The organism is Halanaerobium sp. ST460_2HS_T2, from assembly GCF_003337665.1.
GTDB lineage: Bacteria > Bacillota > Halanaerobiia > Halanaerobiales > Halanaerobiaceae > Halanaerobium > Halanaerobium kushneri.
In genome coordinates, this window is record NZ_QPJF01000003.1 from 82,881 (window position 1) to 103,158 (window position 20,278).

Genomic DNA, 20,278 nt, shown 5'->3' on the forward strand with positions numbered 1-20,278 from the left:
GAGTTATTTTTAATTACTTACTTCAACCTCTGTAAAATATTCTCTTTCTGCAGTCAATTCCACCTTATCTCCTTTTAGTTCAACCACATCTTCAAGCCTAATATCTATAGAAGAACTGCCGAGCATTAGCTCAAATTCTCCTGGCTCAACTACAAGATTCATATCCTTATCATAAAATGCGAGCTGTTCTGTTTTTAATTTGAATTCAACAGTTTTAGTCTCTCCTGCTTTTAACTCAACTCTTTTAAAACCTTTAAGAGATTTAATCGGTCTGGTTAAAGAAGCAATTCGATCGTGGATATAGAGCTGTACTACTTCTGCTCCAGCAAGCTGACCTGTGTTTTTAATATCTGCCTTAATTGTAATTGTTTTATTGCCCTCAAATTCTTTAGGGGTAATCTTAAGATTTGAATATTCAAAATCTGTATAACTTAAACCGTAACCAAATGGATATAGAGGTCTGTTGCCTGTAAATACATAATCTCGGTAGTGTGACATATGGCGGCGGTTATAGTGAATAGGAGTCTGCCCAACATTTTTAGGAATTGAAACCGGCAGTTTTCCAGCTGGATTATATTCTCCAAATAATACATCTGCTACCCCGTTTCCACCTTCTTCTCCCGGTAACCAGGCTTCTAAGACTGCATCTGCATTTTCTGCTGTCCATTCAATTGATAAAGGACGACCATTGACAAGTACAACCACAACTGGTGTGCCTGTCTTAACAATTTCTTTAATCAATTCTTCCTGTACTCCCGGCAGATCCAGAGATGTGCGGTCATGATGTTCTCCTGTAGTATCAGTTGTATTCTGAAGTTCACTTAAAAATTCTCCACCTTCAAAGTCGACTACATCATCATCACTGTTTTCATTTTCTCCCATACCGGAAAGACCTGATTTACCGCCAACGACAACCAGAGCAACCTCTGATTCCTTAGCTGCCATAACAGCTTCAGCAAAGCCATCTCTATTCTGATCCATGATACTGCAGCCAGCTGCATAATTAATTTTTGTCTCTTCTGATATTTTAGACCTGATTCCAGCTAAGATACTGATAACCTCAACTGCATCTTCTTTACTGTCCACATGGGCGCTGTAGGCGTAATCCCCAAGCAAATTACGGGTGCTGTCTGCAGAAGGTCCGATTACAGCAAGTGATGATAAATCTTTAGCTAGAGGTAGTAAGTCATTTTCATTTTTCAGTAAGACCATAGATTTACGGGCTGATTCCCGGGCCAGTTCTCTCTGCTCAGCAGTTTCAAAAAGATCAGCAATTTTATCAAGATCAACATAGCGCTGATCAAAAGCATTAACCTTAAATTTATAGCGGAGATGTCGTCTGACAGACTGGTCAATTACTGACTCAGAAATCAGTCCTTCATTAACCGCATCAACTAATTTTTGCCCATAGCATTCAGCTTCCGGCAGCTCTATATCTAAACCTGCCTCTAAGGCCTTTATTCCTGCTTCCTGCATCGAAGCTGCTACTTTATGTTCTTTATAAAGCATTTTAATACTCCAATAATCAGAAACTACTACACCGTCAAAACCCCATTCTCCTCGTAAAATATTTGTTAATAACTCTCTTGAGGAGGCACAGGGAACTCCATCAATATCATGATAGGCATTCATTACTGAACCAGCACCGACAGTTTTAATTGCTGCTTCAAAAGGGAATAAAAAGCTCTCTCTAAGTTCACGCTCAGAAAGATTTACCGGTGCATGGTTGCGTCCACCTTCAGAATAGCTGTGGCCGGCAAAGTGTTTTAAAGTTGCTACAATTCCTTCGGATAATTTATCTCCCTGCAGCCCTTTAACATAGGATGTTACCATTTCCGCAGCCAGATAGGGATCTTCACCAAATGTTTCCTCCACTCTACCCCAGCGTAAATCTCTTGCCACATCAGCAACCGGAGATAAAGCCAGATGAGCTCCAATTGAACGCAGCTGTTTTCTAATCACATCAGTCTGTCTTTCCAGTAACTCCGGCTCCCAGCTGCTGGCGACACCTATTGACTGAGGAAAAGTAGTTCCACCTTTACCCATATAGCCGCTCAAACATTCTTCATGGACAATTGCTGGAATACCAAGACGAGTATTTTCAGCAATATATTTCTGCATCTTATTTGCCGCCTCAGCTGCAGCTTCTGGTTCCAGTGCACTTGCACCTGCTATTCTTGTAATCTGACCGATACCATCTTTTAGATATTTAGCTGCTTTTTCTTCTGAGAACCTGCCATTTTCTAAAATTTTATCCGGTCCTATTGAACCAAGCTGAGCAACTTTTTCTTCTAAAGTCATTTCAGCCAGTAATTTATTTACTTTTTCTTCCAGCGAATAGTCATCTAAATTAAATTCCGTCATTAATTATCTCTCCTTCTTTATCTTAATAATATTTTATTTTTATCCTTTTAAAGCACCAGCTGTCATTCCTTTAATAATATGTTCCTGTAGAAAAACATAGAGCAGAATCAAGGGTAATACAGAAAGAAATAAAGCTGTCAAAGTTAAAGGAATATTAATACCGTGCTGTCCCTGAAATTCAAATAAACCGAGAGTTAAAATTCTTTTGCTCGGACTTGAAGTTAAGACAAGAGCATAGGCAAATTGGTTCCAGAGCAGTGTGAGATTATAAATTGCAACTGTAGCAATTGCCGGTTTAACCAGTGGTAAAATTATATCCCTAAAAATTCTAAACCTGCTGGCTCCATCTATAATCGCTGCTTCCTCCAGTTCATAAGGAATATCATTGATAAATCCGGTCAAAATAAAAACCGAAATTGGAAGACTAAAAGCAACATAGGGGCCAATTAAAGCTGAAAGTTTATCATATAATCCCATTGAAAGTGTTATCTTATAAATAGGAATTAAGGTTGAATGAATTGGAATCATCATTCCTGCCAGAAATAAAATATAAACAATTTTATTAAATTTGAAATCTATTCTGGAAATTGCGTAACTGGCCAGAGCAGAAACTATAATAATAATTGCAACTGAAATAAAACAGACTATAATACTGTTGATAAAGTAAATATAGAACCCTGATTTCATTACCTCAATATAATTTTGCCAGGTAAATTTTTCTGGCAGAGACCAGACTGGATTGCGAAAAAATTCCATTCTGATTTTAAAACTGTTCTGGACCAAAAAAACAAGTGGATATCCTGTAATCAGCAGCCAGACTGACAAAAATATATAAATAACTAACTGTTTTAATTTATTAATCATAATCACTCACCTAATTCCTGACATCTTTTTTACTGAAATTCAAAAATACAACTGATACTATAAGGGCAACTAAAAATAATGCTACAGATATTGTACTACCATAGCCCATATTCATTTCTGTAAAAGATTTTGTATAGAGATAGGTAGCCATTAATTCGGAAGCATGATTTGGTCCACCACCGGTTAAAGCAAAAATCATGGCAAAATATTTAAGTGAACCAACAATTATTAAAACAGATGCATTAACAACTGTAGATCTGAGCATTGGTAAAGTAACATAGAAAAATGACTGCCAGTTATTAGCTCCATCTATTTCCGCAGCTTCATAAAGCTGTTTTGGTATATTAGAAATAGCCGCCATAAAAATAATCATATAAAGAGGAATAAACCTCCACTGGATAGGGGCAGATGCTGAATAAAAAGCAATATCTGAGTTTCCAAGCCAGCTCCTGGTTAACTGTTCCAGCCCAACCAGGTTTAGAAAACTATTTATTAGTCCAAAAGTTGGATCATACATATAGCGCCAGAGAAAAGCTACCGCAATTGAAGATAAAAGCATCGGCACAAAAAAGATAGTCTTAAAAAAACTTGCTCCTTTAATTTTTCTAGTCAGCAATACAGCTAAAAACAGTGCTATGGGAATCTGCACAACCAGTGAAATTAAAACCAGTTTAAAGTTATTAGCCATCGAAGACCAGAATATTGGATCACTCAACAATTTTGACCAGTTATCGAGACCCAAAAACTCCATTGCCCCTATACCATCCCATTTAAAGAATGAATAATAGGTTGAAAGAGGAATTGGGATAATCAAATAAACCAGAGAAAAAATAACGGCAGGTAGTAAAAACAGAGCTGCAATAAAATATTTATTGTTCATTAATTCTTTTTTATTCATAATTAGAACACCTCTTAAATTAGAGCAGAGAGGATTAAATCCCCTCTGCCTATTAAATTACTTATTTTATTCACCATAATACTCTTGAGCTGCTTCTTCCATCTGATTGGCTGCCTCTTCTGGTGTTATTTCCATACCAAATAAAGCTTGAGTTGTATTTAAATGAACCTGTGCCAATTCTAATGGTAATGTCTGATCATACCAGAGCTGAATATGATTTGCTTCCTGACTGGAATTATAAATTTTCTTCATAATTGGATCGTCAATCTTTTCTGCAACACCGGTAAATGGCGGAATATTACCAATATTGATTAACTCTTCACCCATTTTGGAATCAGTTAAATACTTTAAGAATTCAACTGCCGCTTCTTTGTTTGCTGCCTTAGTAGAAACTGAATAATAGTTATCTCCAGGTGTACCAACTAAGTTAGAAGGATCGCCTTTGCCGGATTCTACTGCCGGGAAGTTAAAGAAACTAAACTGATCTAACATATCAGGAGCTTCATTTTTGAAGGAAGAATATGCCCAGCTTCCCATTAAATACATTGCTGCCCGGTCGGTATATAGTAAAGTTCTGGACTGACCTGCGTCTTCATCAAGACCATTAACACCATCAGGGAATGCTCCCATTTCTACTAATTCCTGAATTCTTCTACCTGCTTCAATAAATGGTTCGTCATTAAAAGCACCTTTTCTGCTAATTGCCTGCTGCAGAGCTTCCGGTCCACCAATTCTATCTACCAGATACATAAAGTACATTGAACCTGTCCATTTGTTTTTATTAGCCAGAGCAAAAGGAGTTATTCCATTTTCTTTAAATGTTTTTACAACATTTTTTAGTTCTTCATATGTTTCTGGTACTTCCAGACCATATTCTTCAAACAGATCAGTTCTGTACCAGACAAGTGCTGGCGAAACATTGGTTACTGGAACACCGTACATTTCTCCATCTACCCGACCTAAATCCATAGCAGCCGGCATAAAGTTACTTTCCCAGTCTTCAGTCATATGTGATTCTAAAGAATAAACTTTATCAGCATCAACATATCTTTCTAAGCTGGCACTACCCCAGGTCATAAATAAATCTGGTGCATTATCAGCTGACATAGCTGTTCTCAGCTTAGTTTTGTAATTATCATTTTGAGTAGGTACATGCTCAATATTTACATTTGGGTTATCAGCTTCAAAACGCTCAATTGCATCCTGTAAAGCAGGAGTAACCTGGTCAGAAGCAGTTCTAATATCCCATAATGTTAAATTTACCTCATCCTGAGCCATAACTGTAACCGAAAATAGAGAAAATACCATTAATAAAGCAAGTGACAAAATTGAAAATTTCTTCATAAAATTATTCCTCCCTTTTAATTTTAAATCAAGACTTTAAGAAAGCTAACTTGAATCATAAACAAAGAAAGTACTTTTTACTGATCCCTCCTTTTTTAATTTATTAAAACAAATGACAAAATTTTCGTTAATTTAAGCTTTAATTTAAGAAGTAAATTAACTCTCTATAAATATTATTCAATACTCAACCAAAAATTCCTGCAAGAAATTTCAGATTTTTTGCGGTTTTTTAATAAAAAAAAGAAAAACCACCATTTAAGAGGTAGTTTTTCCTTTAATTAGATTTTTTAGATTAATTTTACTTTTTTAAGTATTATTTTAATATTTTTGCTCTGTGATTCATTCAAGAGACCAACCGGTTCCTTACAGGCTGCGTTTAGATTACTCCCTCTGAGAGAAACAGCTTTTTTAATTGCCGGAAAAAAAGGATCAGAAAGACTGTAAATTTCCATCATCATATTAATTTTATTGGATATTTCATTAATTTTCTTAAAGTCTTTCTTTTGGTAAGACTTATAAAATTCAGCAAAAAGTTCAGGGGCTATATTAGATAAACCGCCGATTAAGCCATCTCCTCCATTCAGGAGGTTTGGTAAAAAGTATTCATCAAATCCGGAATAAACAGCAAATTCTTTCTCCAGCTCTTTTTTAACTTTTTGAATTAACTCTCTGGTATGGCTGATTGTATTCATTGTATCTTTAATTCCCACAATATTTTTATATTCACTTGCCAGCTTATAAACTGTTTGGGGATCAATGTTTACTCCACTGCGGGCAGGAAAATTATATATATATAAATCTAATTCTACATTATGAGCAATATGACTGTAATAATTATAGAGGGTCTGCTGGTTAAACTGGAAAAAATAAGGGGTGATTACAGCTGCTCCATCCACTCCTTCAGCTTGAGCAAAATTACTCAACTCTATTACATCTTCGGCAGCTGTACCACCTGTACCTACTAAAACAGGCACCCGCTTGTTTACAGTTTTTACAGCAAAAGAAATTAACTTCTTCTTTTCTGCCAAAGTCATTGCAAAAAATTCTCCAATGCTCCCTAAAAATAAAATCCCATTTACACCAGCTTCAATTAAATTTTCTATATGTTCTTCTGTTGCCTCAAAATCAATATTTTTATCCTCATCAAAAACTGTGATCGTTGGTGTTATAATTCCTTTAATCAATTAAATCCTCCTCACATCAATAATTATTATTTAGTACTTTTATTTATTAAATTACTTAAATATTCAGTATCGATATAGGCGCCCTTCATTGGAGAAGCTGCAAGCTGAGTAAAGATACCCAGTACCCCATTTAAAAATTTTGGCTCCGGCTTAACCCAATCTTTTGCTCGCCCATTTAGAATCTGACTGATTTCTTCTTTACTTTTTTCTTCACCACTGACTCCAATAATATTTATGCTTCTATTTTCTATATCAATTTCGATTAGATCATTTTCTTTAACAAGAGCTATCGGCCCTCCTGAAGCAGCTTCAGGCGAAACATGTCCGATTGCCGGTCCCCGGGTGGCCCCGGAATATCTACCATCAGTTATTAGAGCTGTTGTCTTATTTAATTTAGGGTCAGAAGCAATAGCCTCTGTTGTATAATACATTTCAGGCATTCCACTTCCCTTAGGTCCTTCATAGCGAATAATTACAGCATCGCCGGAAACTATATCCCCATTTAAAACTGCTTCCATTGCTTCCTCTTCTCGATCAAAAACTCTTGCCCGACCAACAAAATCTTTCATCTCTTCTGGAAGGGCAGAATGCTTTACCACTGAGCCTTCTGGAGCCAGATTTCCTTTTAAAACTGCAATTGCCCCCTCTTCATTAATCGGAGAGTCCGTCGAGAAAATCACTTTTTCTTTTTCCGGCATTAAAGCTGGTTTTTCTTCCATTCCTTTGAGATAGGAGAAGTCTGCTAAGCTTTGAAGATTTTCACCCAGCGTTTTTCCCGTTACTGTTAAAACATCAAGATGGAGGTGTTCTTTAATTCTTTCCATAATTTCCGGAACAGCGCCAGCATACCAGAAATACTGAGTTGGATAATCCCCACTGGGAATTGTGTTAACTAAAAATGGTACTTTACGGTTAATCTCATCAAATAAGTTGCCGTCAATTTCTATGCCAAGTTCATGGGCAAAGGCCGGCAGATGCAGCAGAGCATTACTTGAGCCGCCTATTGCAGCATGGACTGCAATTGCATTTTCAATTGACTTTTTAGTTACTATATCTTTGACTTTAAGATCTTTTTTTACAGCTTCAGTTAAAAAGGATGCTGCCAGATCAGTCATTTCTTTTAAATAGGGACCATTGGCTGGGATTAAAGCTGAACCCGGTAAAGCCAGTCCAAGTGCCTCAGCCATCACCTGCATAGTAGAAGCTGTACCCATAAACTGGCAGGCACCACAGGAGGGACAGGCCAACTTTTGAGTTTCTAAATATTTTTCTTTACTGATTTCTCCTCTTTTATATCTGGCATAATCACGGGCAGTCATATCAACTGTGGTCTTTTTCTTACCCAGCGCCATTGAACCCCCGGGCACCTGAATTATCGGCATATTTAATCTTGCTGCTGCAAGCAGATGGGCAGGAACTGCTTTATCACAGGCTGAGATCATCATTATTCCATCATAAGGAGCTGCTTTTGCCTGTACTTCTACCATATTTGCTATCATTTCTCTAGAAACCAGCGAATAATTCATTCCATCATGTCCCTGAGCAATACCGTCACAAATGTCACTGACTATCATTGAAGCACCCTTGGCTCCCTGCTTTTTTAAACTCTGCAGTGCCTCTTCAACCAGCTGATCAAGGTGAAAACTGCCTGGATGCCCATAACCATAGGTGCTGCTTACTAAAATCTGAGCTTTAGATAAATCGTCTTCCTTCCAGTCCATCCCCATTTTTAAAGCATCAAGTTCAGGACTGCTTTCTCGAATTTTTTGACTTTTAAGCATTTCAAACCTCTCCCGAATTTATATTCTGAAATAACTATTTTTATTATTTAAAATTATCCTCTAAGGCTTTAATTAAATCTAGATTATCATATTTTATGTCTTATTCTTAACCCTTAACTGCTCCTGCTGTCATACCCTTAATTACTTTTTCCTGAAGGAAAATGTAGAATAATAAGAGTGGTAAAACAGAGAGCATAACTCCAGTCATAACCATTGGTACATTAGTTCCATATTGCCCCTGAAAATTCCATAATCCTAAGGTCAAATTCCATTTATCTGGATTAGAAATTAAAACCAGAGCATATATAAATTCATTCCATAATAAAACCAAATTATAAATTGCGACTGTAGAAACTGCTGGTTTGATTAAAGGAAAAATAATTTTAGTAAAAATCTGAAAGATATTTGCCCCATCAATATAGGCTGCTTCCTCTAGTTCTCTTGGAATTTCTGCAATAAATCCTGTTAAAATAAATATTGAAATAGGTAAGCTAAAAGCTACATAAGGACCAATTAGTCCTGTTAGTTTATCATATAACCCCATAGTTTGAGTCATTCGATAAACAGGAATTAAAGTAATATGAATCGGAATCATCATTCCAGCCAGAAAAAATGAAAAAACTGAATTACTTAACTTAAAATCTATTTTAGCAATCATGTAGGCTGCCATTGAAGCTGAGATAATAATAATTACAAGTGAAGTAATAGTTACAAATAAACTGTTTAAATAAAATCTTATAAAACCTGAATTCATAGCGGTTAAATAATTATCTAGACTTATATTTTCTGGAAATGCCCAAACTGAGGTAGTAAAATACTCCATATTAGTTTTCATGCTGGTCTGCAGCATAAAGATAAATGGATAAAGTGTTATCAATAACCAGATACCTGCCAGTAATATTACTATGATCTTTGCAGTCTTTGACATTATTTAGCCCCCTTTTTTGTAACTTTCATAAATATAATTGAAAAAGTAAAAGCAATTATAAATAAGGCAAGAGCAATAGTACTGCCATAACCCATTCTCAAGCTATTGAAGGCGTTTTTATACATATAGGTTGCCATTAATTCTGAAGCATTATTAGGCCCACCACCTGTTAAAACATATACAATATCAAAAAACTTTAAGGAACCTACAAGAGAAAGTACACTGGCATTAATTATTGTAGGTCTGAGCAAAGGCAGTGTAATATAGCGGAAATTTTCCCATTTTGAAGCTCCATCAACTCTTGAAGCTTCATAAAGCTCGTCGGGTATATTTTTTATCGCTGCCAGAAATAGAATCATATAGAAGGGAATATAACGCCAGTTAATTGCTACAATTACAGAATATAAGGCTAATTTAGGATTCCCAAGATAATCGATAAATAAATTTTCAAAACCAATTGTCTGTAAAAACATATTTAAAAGTCCAAAATTAGGATCATAAATATTGCTCCATAAAGTCGCTACTGCAACCGAAGACATCAAAAGAGGAACAAAGTAGATAGTTTTTAAAATATCAGTAGTTTTTGTTTTTTTAGCCAGTAAAATAGCTAACCCCAGTGCAATCGGTAACTGCCCAAATAAAGATAAAAACACCAACTTGAAATTATTAAATAATGCCTTATGAAAAATACCATCTCCAATTAATTCAATCCAATTATTTAAGCCAACAAAAACTCTTTCTCCAAATCCTTTCCACCTAAAAAAAGAATAAAATGCAGAAAGAGGTATTGGTGCTACCATATAAAGTGAAAAAATTAATAATGCCGGTAGTAAAAATATAAATATCGTTAATTTACTTACCTTTTGCATTTTTTAATACCTCCAATCTAATATTTAAATAATCACCCTGCTTTTAATTGAACAGGGTGATTATTATAGCTATTATTTATTGCTCGTTAAAATATTTTTGTGCTTCTTCTTCTACCATTTGAGCTGCTTCCTCAGGAGTCATGGTCTTTCCAAATAGACCCTGAATTGTATCTAGGTGTGCTTGAGCTATTTGAGGTGGTAAATACTGATCATAATATAATTGAACATAATTAGCATTATTCAACGCATTATATATATCAATCATAAATGGATCATCCAAATATTCTTCTACCCCTCTAAAAGGAGCAAGGTTGCCAAGATCTACTAACTGTTTTGCTGCAGTTTCATCTGATAAATATTTTAGAAACTCAATAGCTGCTTCCTTATGCTCACTACTTTTGGCAACACTGTACATATTTCCACCTGGTGAACCAACTAAATTGCTTGGATCTCCTTTTCCATCTTCAAAAACTGGGAATCTAAAGAAACTGAAATTCTCTAACATAGCTGGATTCTCATTTTTAATTAATCCATATGCCCAGTCTCCCATCAAATACATCGCTGCCCGATCAGCATAAAGGAGCTGTCTTGATTGTCCCTGGTCTTCATCAAGTCCATTTACACCTGGAGGGAATGCTCCAAGATCAACCAGTTCTTGAATAACTTCTCCTGCTCTTACAAAAGCTTCACTTGCAAATGATCCACCATTTCTATTTGCCGCATTAAGAAAAGCTTCTTTTCCACCTATGCGGTCAACTAAATACATATAATACATTGATCCAGTCCATCTATTTTTGTTTGCCAGAGAAAGTGGAATATACCCTGCATCCTTTAGCTGAACAATTACATCTTTAAAATCTTCATAGGTTTCTGGAATTTCTACTCCTACTTCTTCAAAAATATCAGTTCTATAAAACATTAAAACTGCTCTCATACCGGTAATTGGCACAGCATAATAATTTTCATCAAATCTGGCAATTTCTAAACCGGCCGGCACAAATCTTTCAATCCAGTCATCCTGCTTTAACGCCTCGGTCATATCCATTACTTTACCTGCATCAACATATTCTTTTAATGGACCTCCACCCCAGGACATAAAAATATCTGGTTCATTATTTGCACCCATTGCCACCTGTAATTTTGTTTTATAATCATCATTACTTGTTGGTACATGTCTTATTGTATACTCAGGATTATCTGCCTCAAATCTAGCAATTGCGTCCTGTATTACTGGTAATTCACTCTCGGCTTCAGTAGTTATATCCCATAGAACAATTTCCTCTTGAGCAATAGCAGAAACACTTAATAAAATAACTAAAAACATAGATACTGTCACAACTAAAGATAATGTTTTTTTCATTTTTTTAATAACCTCCCTGTTTAATTAAATAAATCCTAATTAAGTGAATTCCCCCCTTTCTTAAATTTAATATATATGAAAAGAATTTAATTTAAATGTTAATTTAACAAGTAAATTAACTTCTAAATATATATTTCGACATATTTATACATATTCCTGCAAAATAGTCTTAATTTTTTAAATTTAAATTCATTTAATATAAATCAGACTTTTTTATTTGCTCCAAACTTTAACACTATTATTACCATTTTTCAATACAGCCAATGGACCAATTGATGCTTTTGGGATAAAGTTTTCGCCTAAATAATCTTTATCAAAAACTATTTTTTCTCCCAACTTATTTTCAAAGTCAGCATCAGTAATCCTAACTTTTTCAAAATTTTCGGTACTTTGGATATCTGCTTTAATATTTTCAAAATCTGATGTCAGCTTACATTCCAGATAGACATCTTCTCCTGATTCCCTGATTGATAATTCTGGATTAAAATCAGCTTCAATATAGTTTCTTTCCTCTCTTTCAAACGGGAGTGCTCCATTAAGATAAAGATTATTATTTATATATACCGGCTGATTGGTATCCATAAATATCTCTACATCACCAGGCTTCTGATGAACTTTATTAAAATATTCTTCTAAAGAAGCTGTATAATTATTAAAATGAGCAGTTCCTACACCCTCTTTTGCTTTGTCATTAGAGGTTGCTCCGTGATCAACTTCAATAATATCATCCATGCCTTCTAAACCAATAAAAATATTATTATAAAAACGATCATCTCCACCTAAAATTACTGTAAAACCCTTAATTTTAGTGCTGTGAGGCTGGTGATAGGGGGTAGAGCGTTTTAATATTTTTCGGTGTACCATCTTTCCTGCTATTAAATTATTAACATAGGCTCCTCCCTGAGAGAAATTATCCAGGGCATAATCAGAAGCCAGAATATTATTATCAACAATATAAGGTCCGTGGCTGACCTCAATAAATAAGTCGCGGTTATTATTATAATAAAGATTACTGCTGATTCTGGTTCCCTGTGTCTGCCAGTCCATCCAGGTTCCCAATGAACAATTATGGATACGATTATCATGAATCTCTACATCAATGGGCGCGTGCAGCTTAATTCCTGCAATTTCATGTCCGTAAAATTCTCTTTTTAAAGCAATATTATAAATGTGATTATTGTATATTTCACTGAATATACAGCCTAAATGGCCGACAACTCCATTCTGGCCGCAGTCATATATTTCGTTATTTCTAATAATATGAGAGCCAACATTATCTTTATTCCAGCCGTAAGCTTCTGCTTCAAAAACTGATTCAATCTGATATTTATAGCCAGGTTTATCCTGTCTCTTACTGCGGAAATTATCTCCTGTAGCAGCTGTTTTTCCAATACTGATTGCACTGCATTTAGAGTCATGAATAATATTATCTTCAATAATCCATCCTTTTGCCCAGTTAGGTCCAATTAGACCAGGCTGGTCGGCTGTTGGAGGTGTCCAGGGAGTTGCCGCCTGGGCCATCTCAAATCCCTTAACAGTGATATAATCAATACCATTTGTTTCTGGATAAAAACAGGCTTTCCTCACATTAATTTCTACTAACTCCTGATTTGGATCAGACTCATGAAAGTTAGCATAAATCGTTGTTTTTTCTTCGTCAACTTCAACATACCAGAGATATTTTGTCTGCTCCGGATTTTTAACTTTATCTATTTTACCAGTCCAGTCATCTTTAATTTCAGTTTTAACTTCTGGATCAACTAATTTATCATATGAGTCGACCTCGTAAAAAGACATCCCATTTAAATATACATCACCCAAGTGTTTAGTTTCCTGGCCGCCGGTGTGAATCAACCAGTCACCAAAAATTTCTTTCTGGTAGGGATTGTATTCACCGAAAATTTGATTATCTATTTCTGTTTTCCAGATTGAATCTTCAACATTCTCCCAATCGTTTATTTTTTCTGAACCCTTAATCACAACTTTTTCATTTTTAGCTGCCTGATAGGTAATTCTCCTGCTTTCACTTAAACCTCTATTTTGTGGTTTGACCCACTCTCTGTATGTACCTTCGTGAACAATTACAGTATCTCCGGCCTGAGCTGCAGCTGCAGCTTTATTGATTGTTAAAAATGGTTCTTCTTTAGTTCCGGAATTAAAATCTGATCCCTTTTTAGAAACGTGGTATTCAAAACTCATCTGCTTTCCTCCTATTAAATATTTTTTACATAAATTAACTTTTTAATAAATAATCGGATGTTAATTTAAGACTTAAATTAATGCTATACTTATATTATTCGCCACCTGTGAACTGATTCCTGCAAGAAATTTCAGACTTTTTAAACTTTAAAAAATAATACCGCCATATAGATAGCGGTATTAAAATAAAATATAAAGTTCAAACATCATTTTATCATGGAAGCAGAGTAAATGAAGCTAAGCTTGCACTTCCTTCTCCTCTATAAGTGAAATATAGAGGCTGTACTCCATCCGGAATTTTAACAGCTGCTGAATACTCCTGCCAGATATTTGAGGACTTAACCGATATCTCAGCCAAAACTTCACCATCCCAGACAGTCTTAACTTCAAATTTGCCGCTGCAGTATCCTCGAACTTTAATCTTAACTTTATTTATCTTATGACAGTCGAAATATTTAAAACCAGCTGTCGCTGAATCTTTCATATTTTGAATATATCCAATCTCCTTATCTCCGTCTTTTCCATCCTGAGTTATTTTAGGAAACTGCTTATTCATCCAGGCTCCACTAAAATCTGTATAAACTGATTCCTCATCAGTAAATAAGTTACAGGCAAGATAAGCCGGATATTCTCCAACATCAAGCAGAGGATTATCTTTAGAACCAGAAGAAGTTATTTCTACCTGAGGGATTTGACCTTCAGCAGTAAATTCTATTTTCTCCAGGCAGGCCTGTCTGCTGAAATTAGTTCCATTAGTATGGCGGTGATAAAAGATATACCAATTATCATTTATCTCAACAATACTGCCGTGGTTATTGCCGCCATAATACATTGGCTTATCAGCATCTTTATAGCTGTCAATACCAATATCAGCATTACTGACAATGGTGCCCTGGTATTTAAAGCCTTCGGTTGGATTCTTACTGGTTGCATAGCATAACTCATGCATTAAAATTGAAGAATAAATTAAATAATATTTATCTCCTCTTTTTCTAATTGATGGGGCTTCAAAAAACTCATGCCCTTCAAAACCTGTTCCTTCACTATATGGCTCACTGGGAATTACAAATTTCGGTTCTTCAATTATTGTCAGCATATCTTTATCTAAAACAGTGGCCATAGCACCATTTCTTGATTTATCATCTTTTTGACAGAAGCCGGTATATAAATAAGTTTTATCTCCTTCAGTAATAACACCTGGATCAAACTGCGGCTGATCCCCTTCATTTTCGCCCAGACGGGTACCGTCTGCATAATGTACATAACCATAAAACTCATACTCTCCAACCGGAGTGTCAGAAACAGCTACCGAAACAATCTGAACTTTATCAAGAACATAATAAAGATAATACCTGCCATCAGATCCAACAGTCACATCAGGAGCGTAAAGACACATGGCTCCTTCAGGATTGAGTGGATCTTCTGTTTTTCTATAAATTACTCCTTCATAGCGCCAGTCTGAGAGATCTTCCACCGGTGCCGAGCAGCAGACATAATCATTCAAACAGTATGCGTGACCATTAAATCGATCATGAGAACCGTAAATATATACTCGATCTTTAAAAACATAAGGTTCAGCATCAGGAATATACTCCCAGGATGGTAAATAGGGGTTAACTTGTTGTTTTTTCATAAACCCATTCCTTTCGCTTATTTTTTGAGTTTAATTATAATAAAGACATATTAAACTTTTAAATTTTTTTTCGTACTTTTAATGAACTTTAAAAATAATATGATTATTTTTTCAGAGTTAACAATACTACAGAACTCGATGGGATTTCTCCGACCAATTTCTGACCTTCCATGCTGAACTTATCAAATCCTTCTGGTTTAACTTTATCAGGGTTTTCAAATGTATTATGATCATTTAAGTTATCTGAACTTAGTATTTTAGCCTCAACTTCATTGGCCTTGATAGCATTAATAACAGTTTCAATTTTAGCTTCATTTTCTGGATCAAGATTACAAATAGTTATGTTAACCTCATCCTGATCATTCTTAGAAGCAGAAACACTTAACTTTGGAATCTCTTTATATTTTTCAGTTTCTAAGTGAATAGGAATTTGAATTGCTTCCTGATGCACCTTAAACATCTTAAATACATAATAAGTAGGGGTTACAATCATATCCTCTTCATCTGTTAAAACCATGGCCTGCAGAACATTTGCAGTTTGAGCTATATTGGCCATTTTTACTCTATCAGCATGCTGATTGAAAATATTTAGATGAATTCCGGCTACAAGAGCATCTCTTAAAGTATTCTGCTGATATAAAAAACCGGGATTTGTGCCAGGTTCAACATCATACCAGGTGCCCCATTCATCAACTATTAAGGCAACTTTCTTTTCTGGATCATATTTATCCATAATTGTACTATGTTTTGTTATTAGTTCATCCATATACATTGCTTTTTTTAAGGTAATATACCATTCATCCTGATCAAAGTCTGTTGCTGAGCCTTTATTTTCCCACTCGTCACCAGGTACAGTATAATAATGGAGACTTAAACCATCCATTTTATCAGCAGCCTCTTCCATCAAAACTTCAGTCCAGTGATAATTACTGTCATGGGAACCACAGGCAATTTTGAAAATTTTATTATCTCCGTGGTCATTAATATATGTTTGATAATTTTTATATTTATCAGCATAATACTCAGGCCGCATATTACCACCACAGCCCCAGTTCTCATTTCCTACCCCAAAATATTTTAAATCCCAGGGTTCTTCCCTTCCATTTTCTTTTCTCCAGTCGGACATTGGGGATTCTCCGTCATGGGTCATATAATCAACCCATTCCTGCATTTCTCTAATAGTTCCACTGCCCAGGTTACCTGAAATATATGGTTCTGTATCTAAAAGATCACAAAGATCCATAAATTCATGGGTGCCAAAATGATTATTTTCAGTTACCCCACCCCAGTGATTATTAACAATAGTAGCTCTTTCTTCACGAGGACCAACTCCATCTTTCCAGTGATACTCATCTGCAAAACAACCGCCGGGCCATCTTAATACCGGTATATTAATCTCTCTTAAAGCTTCAATAACATCATTTCTAATACCTCTAGTATTTGGAATCTCAGAATCTTCGCCAACCCAAAAGCCCTCATAAATACACCTACCCAAATGTTCAGCAAAATGACCATAAATATTTTTATTGATCTTTTCCTTAGCTTGCTCTATATTTAAAATCAGTTTATTCATAATTATATTCCTCCAAAAAATTTATATTTTTTAACCTTTAATACTTCCAGCAGTTAGACCTGAAATAAAATAACTCTGCATTTTCAAAAACAAAAGTACAATTGGCAGAACAGCCAGAGTTGAACCTGCCATTAACATACCGTATTGTGGTCTATACTGTCCAATTAATGTTGATAAACCTACAGATAAAGTAAACATCTCTTCAGTTCTCATTACAATTAATGGCCACAACAGATTATTCCAGGCAAAAAGTGAAAATAATATTGCCATTGCTCCTAAGGCGGGTTTAGAAATTGGCAGGATGATTTTATAGTAAATCTGCCATTCAGAAGCGCCATCTACCCTGGCAGCATTCATTAAGTCATCAGGTATCCCCAGCATATACTGCCTGACAAAAAAGAGACCCAATGGATTTGCTATCATAGGAAAAATTAAGCCAGCATAAGTATTAACTATCCCCGATTTAGTTAGCATAATAAAAAGCGGGATTAACTGCATATGAATCGGCAGCATTTGAGCAGCTACTATCACAATAAAAATAAGATTTCTAAATTTAAATTTATATTTAGCAAAAGCAAAGCCAGCCAGACTACAAACAAACAATCCTAAAATTACATACCCTACTGCAAAAATCATAGTATTTAGATACCATCTTAAAAAATGTGTACCCAATAAATTTGTATAACTGCTAATTATCGGATTTTTGGGCAGCAAACTCAAACTATCAGTAAATATCTCTCCAGTTGGTTTAAATGAAGATACAAGCATCCAATAAAATGGAATTATAAATAACAGAGAAACAAATATAAAAAATACAATAACTAAAGCTGTTTTAATTCTATCTAATTGTTTTGGTTTAATAGACATTATAACCCTCCCTTATAACAGTATTTTTATTCTTCTTCATTGAAAAATCCAGTAATTTTTAATTGAATTAAAGAAAGTATTAATATTATTAAAGCCATTACAAATCCAATTGTAGAAGCATAGCCTAATTCAAAATAAGAAAATGCAGTTCTATATAATAATACCGCCATTGTTAAGGCACTTTTCCCGGGAGATGCCCCACCATCCCATAACATAAATACTTCAGTAAATAATTTATAGCCACCTATTAAATTTAAAGTTGCTACAAAAATAATGATTGGTTTTAATAATGGAACAGTAATATAAAAGAAGCGCTGCAGCATATTTGCACCATCAATTGAAGCTGATTCGTATAATTCCTGAGATATCCCTGTTAAACCTGTGGTAAAATAAATCAAATTCATACCGGTCCAGCGCCAGGTTGCTATTAAGATTACTGAGGGAATAGTCAAATAGGGACTAATAAGCCATTTTTGTGGTGAAAAACCAAATAAACCTATAATTGTATTTATAATTCCGGCTTCTCCTTCATAAAGTAATATTTTAAAAACAGCAGCAGCAATTACTAAAGAAGTTAAAGTAGGAATAAATAAAATAGCTTTATAAATATTTTTACCTTTACAGTGCTTCGAATCTAAGAGGACTGCAAAAATCAGAGGGATAGGAATCAAAGTAATCATTGTCCCAATCATATATTTAGTATTATTCCAAACAGCCTTTAAAAAATCACTATCAGAAAAAACTTCAAAATAATTTTGAAGACCAACAAAATTAGACGTATTTAAGCCGCTCATTTCATGCAGACTTAAATAGGCTGAATATACAATTGGCCAGACTTTAAAAACCGTAAAAAATAATAAAAAAGGAGTAATAAAAATCCAGGGAACTACTTTTTTATTATAAAATAAATTTTTTAGCATCAAATACAACACCTCCATAAAAAGTTTAACTGAAAATTAGTCCCCTCAAAAGAGGGGACTAATTATTAGATTATTGTTCTGCTCTAAGCTTTTCGGCAGCTTCTTTAATATTCTTTTCTACATCTCCACCATTTTCAAAAATTTCATATAGTGTTTCTTCATTTAATTGGTCGCGGAGTCTAGTTAAGAGATCAGAGAAATAAAGTGGTTGAATTTCTGACTGTAAATCCTGAATAGTCAGCATAACTTTTTCGTTACCAAAATAAGGGAATTTCTCCTGGAATGATTCATCATTATAGGCATCAGTAACAATTGGATCAAAACCTAAATCAGTCCAAATTTTAACTCCAGCTTCCCTAGTTAATTTAGCATAAGCTAAAAACTCTTTTGCCAATTCAACATCGCTTGCTTCTTGAGTGACTGCAGTTCCTGTTCCACCACCCATTGTAGAAAGTGTTCCTTCTCCATTAGGCCATGCAGGAAGAGGTCTTACACGAATTTTACCTTTCAGATCTGGCATAAAATCAGTAAATCTAATCATATACCACTGAGGCATAAAAATACTAGCATATTTCTCATTATTTAAAGCATTATAGAAATTCTGCTCATGATAATCAGTAACAACATCAGCTATCTCATATTTATAAACATAATCTTTTAAGCGCTTTAGAGTTCTAATATTTTCTTCTCTATCTAAAATCACATTACCATCCTGATCAAAATAATTACTTCCCAACTGTCTACTCATTCCATCAAAAGCTGAAGCTTCTTCACTTGGAACCGCAAGCATAAATTGATCATTTTCTCCATCTCCATCGGTATCTTTACTAACTTTTTTTCCTGCCTCAAGATAATCATCCCAGGTTTCAATATCATCAATTGAAACTCCAGCTTCTTCTAACATATCTACGTTATAATACATTAAATATGTTCCAACATGAGTAGGAATTCCATATACTTTATTATCAGGAGTAGAATAAGGTGCTAATCTCGCTTCTAAAATATCATCTCTATATTCATCAATTACTGAACTTAAATCAACTAAAGTTTCTGCATTATTCTCTAAAATACCAGGGAATTTTCCGATTTCAATATCAACAATATCAGGAGCACCCATACCAGTTTGTAAGGCTATATTTAACTTGTCATGCATTTGATTAAAAGGTAATACCTGAGTATTGAGTGTTATAGCTCGATCAGGATTTTCTTGATTCCAGTTCTCAGCCATCATTTCATAAAATTCAGCATGTGCATTAACAAAAGTCCACATATCCATTTCAGTTTGCGCACTTACTGAAGAAACTGTAAACAACATTCCAAAGATTATAATAACACTTAAAACTAAAACCTTTTTAATACTTGATAAAAACATAAATTTATTCCTCCCTTTTTTGTTAGAAAATTAGTCTTTAAGACCGTTGCCAATATATATAATCAATTCACTAAACTAAATTTTTGTGCCTCACCTCCTTAATTAAATTAAAAAAATATTTA

15 protein-coding genes are annotated in these 20,278 nt (G+C 34.7%); all 15 read right to left on the minus strand.

Going from position 1 to position 20,278, the window contains the following annotated elements; translation table 11 throughout:
- Positions 1 to 9 precede the first annotated feature (9 nt).
- Positions 10 to 2,364, minus strand: coding sequence for a glycoside hydrolase family 3 N-terminal domain-containing protein (locus DFR80_RS02435; RefSeq protein ID WP_114489116.1), 2,355 nt, complete (start codon positions 2,362 to 2,364; stop codon positions 10 to 12).
- A gap of 39 nt (positions 2,365 to 2,403) precedes the next feature.
- Positions 2,404 to 3,228, minus strand: a complete 825-nt coding sequence (locus DFR80_RS02440) for a carbohydrate ABC transporter permease (RefSeq protein ID WP_076545534.1) — start codon at positions 3,226 to 3,228, stop codon at positions 2,404 to 2,406.
- A 10-nt stretch (positions 3,229 to 3,238) separates the two neighbouring features.
- Complete coding sequence (locus DFR80_RS02445) at positions 3,239 to 4,126, minus strand: carbohydrate ABC transporter permease (RefSeq protein WP_076545533.1); 888 nt, start codon at positions 4,124 to 4,126, stop codon at positions 3,239 to 3,241.
- A gap of 66 nt (positions 4,127 to 4,192) precedes the next feature.
- Positions 4,193 to 5,470 (minus strand): extracellular solute-binding protein, encoded by a 1,278-nt coding sequence (locus tag DFR80_RS02450; protein WP_114489117.1) that lies wholly within the window; start codon positions 5,468 to 5,470, stop codon positions 4,193 to 4,195.
- 287 nt (positions 5,471 to 5,757) lie between these two features.
- Entirely contained in the window at positions 5,758 to 6,654 is an 897-nt protein-coding gene (gene dapA, locus DFR80_RS02455; RefSeq protein ID WP_114489118.1) for a 4-hydroxy-tetrahydrodipicolinate synthase, read from the minus strand.
- Between the two features lie 26 nt (positions 6,655 to 6,680).
- Entirely contained in the window at positions 6,681 to 8,435 is a 1,755-nt protein-coding gene (gene ilvD, locus DFR80_RS02460; RefSeq protein WP_114489119.1) for a dihydroxy-acid dehydratase, read from the minus strand.
- 106 nt (positions 8,436 to 8,541) lie between these two features.
- On the minus strand, positions 8,542 to 9,363 hold the full coding sequence (locus DFR80_RS02465; protein WP_076545529.1) for a carbohydrate ABC transporter permease: 822 nt from the start codon (positions 9,361 to 9,363) through the stop codon (positions 8,542 to 8,544).
- Positions 9,363 to 10,232, minus strand: coding sequence for a carbohydrate ABC transporter permease (locus tag DFR80_RS02470; protein ID WP_114489120.1), 870 nt, complete (start codon positions 10,230 to 10,232; stop codon positions 9,363 to 9,365). Before DFR80_RS02470 ends, DFR80_RS02465 begins: the two co-directional genes overlap by 1 nt.
- A gap of 76 nt (positions 10,233 to 10,308) precedes the next feature.
- Positions 10,309 to 11,592, minus strand: coding sequence for an extracellular solute-binding protein (locus DFR80_RS02475; RefSeq protein WP_114489121.1), 1,284 nt, complete (start codon positions 11,590 to 11,592; stop codon positions 10,309 to 10,311).
- Positions 11,593 to 11,805: 213 nt separating this feature from the next.
- Positions 11,806 to 13,791 carry a right-handed parallel beta-helix repeat-containing protein gene (locus tag DFR80_RS02480; protein WP_114489122.1) on the minus strand — a complete coding sequence of 662 codons (1,986 nt, stop codon included), beginning with the start codon at positions 13,789 to 13,791 and terminating at the stop codon, positions 11,806 to 11,808.
- 214 nt (positions 13,792 to 14,005) lie between these two features.
- A complete protein-coding gene (locus DFR80_RS02485) occupies positions 14,006 to 15,424 on the minus strand; it encodes a family 43 glycosylhydrolase (protein WP_114489123.1) in 1,419 nt (472 codons plus the stop codon).
- 103 nt (positions 15,425 to 15,527) lie between these two features.
- Complete coding sequence (locus DFR80_RS02490; RefSeq protein ID WP_199505758.1) at positions 15,528 to 16,997, minus strand: alpha-N-arabinofuranosidase; 1,470 nt, start codon at positions 16,995 to 16,997, stop codon at positions 15,528 to 15,530.
- A gap of 30 nt (positions 16,998 to 17,027) precedes the next feature.
- Positions 17,028 to 17,864, minus strand: coding sequence for a carbohydrate ABC transporter permease (locus DFR80_RS02495; protein WP_114489125.1), 837 nt, complete (start codon positions 17,862 to 17,864; stop codon positions 17,028 to 17,030).
- Positions 17,865 to 17,890: 26 nt separating this feature from the next.
- Entirely contained in the window at positions 17,891 to 18,784 is an 894-nt protein-coding gene (locus tag DFR80_RS02500; RefSeq protein ID WP_158537671.1) for a carbohydrate ABC transporter permease, read from the minus strand.
- Between the two features lie 70 nt (positions 18,785 to 18,854).
- Positions 18,855 to 20,156 (minus strand): ABC transporter substrate-binding protein, encoded by a 1,302-nt coding sequence (locus DFR80_RS02505; RefSeq protein ID WP_084566180.1) that lies wholly within the window; start codon positions 20,154 to 20,156, stop codon positions 18,855 to 18,857.
- Between the last annotated feature and the right edge of the window lie 122 nt (positions 20,157 to 20,278).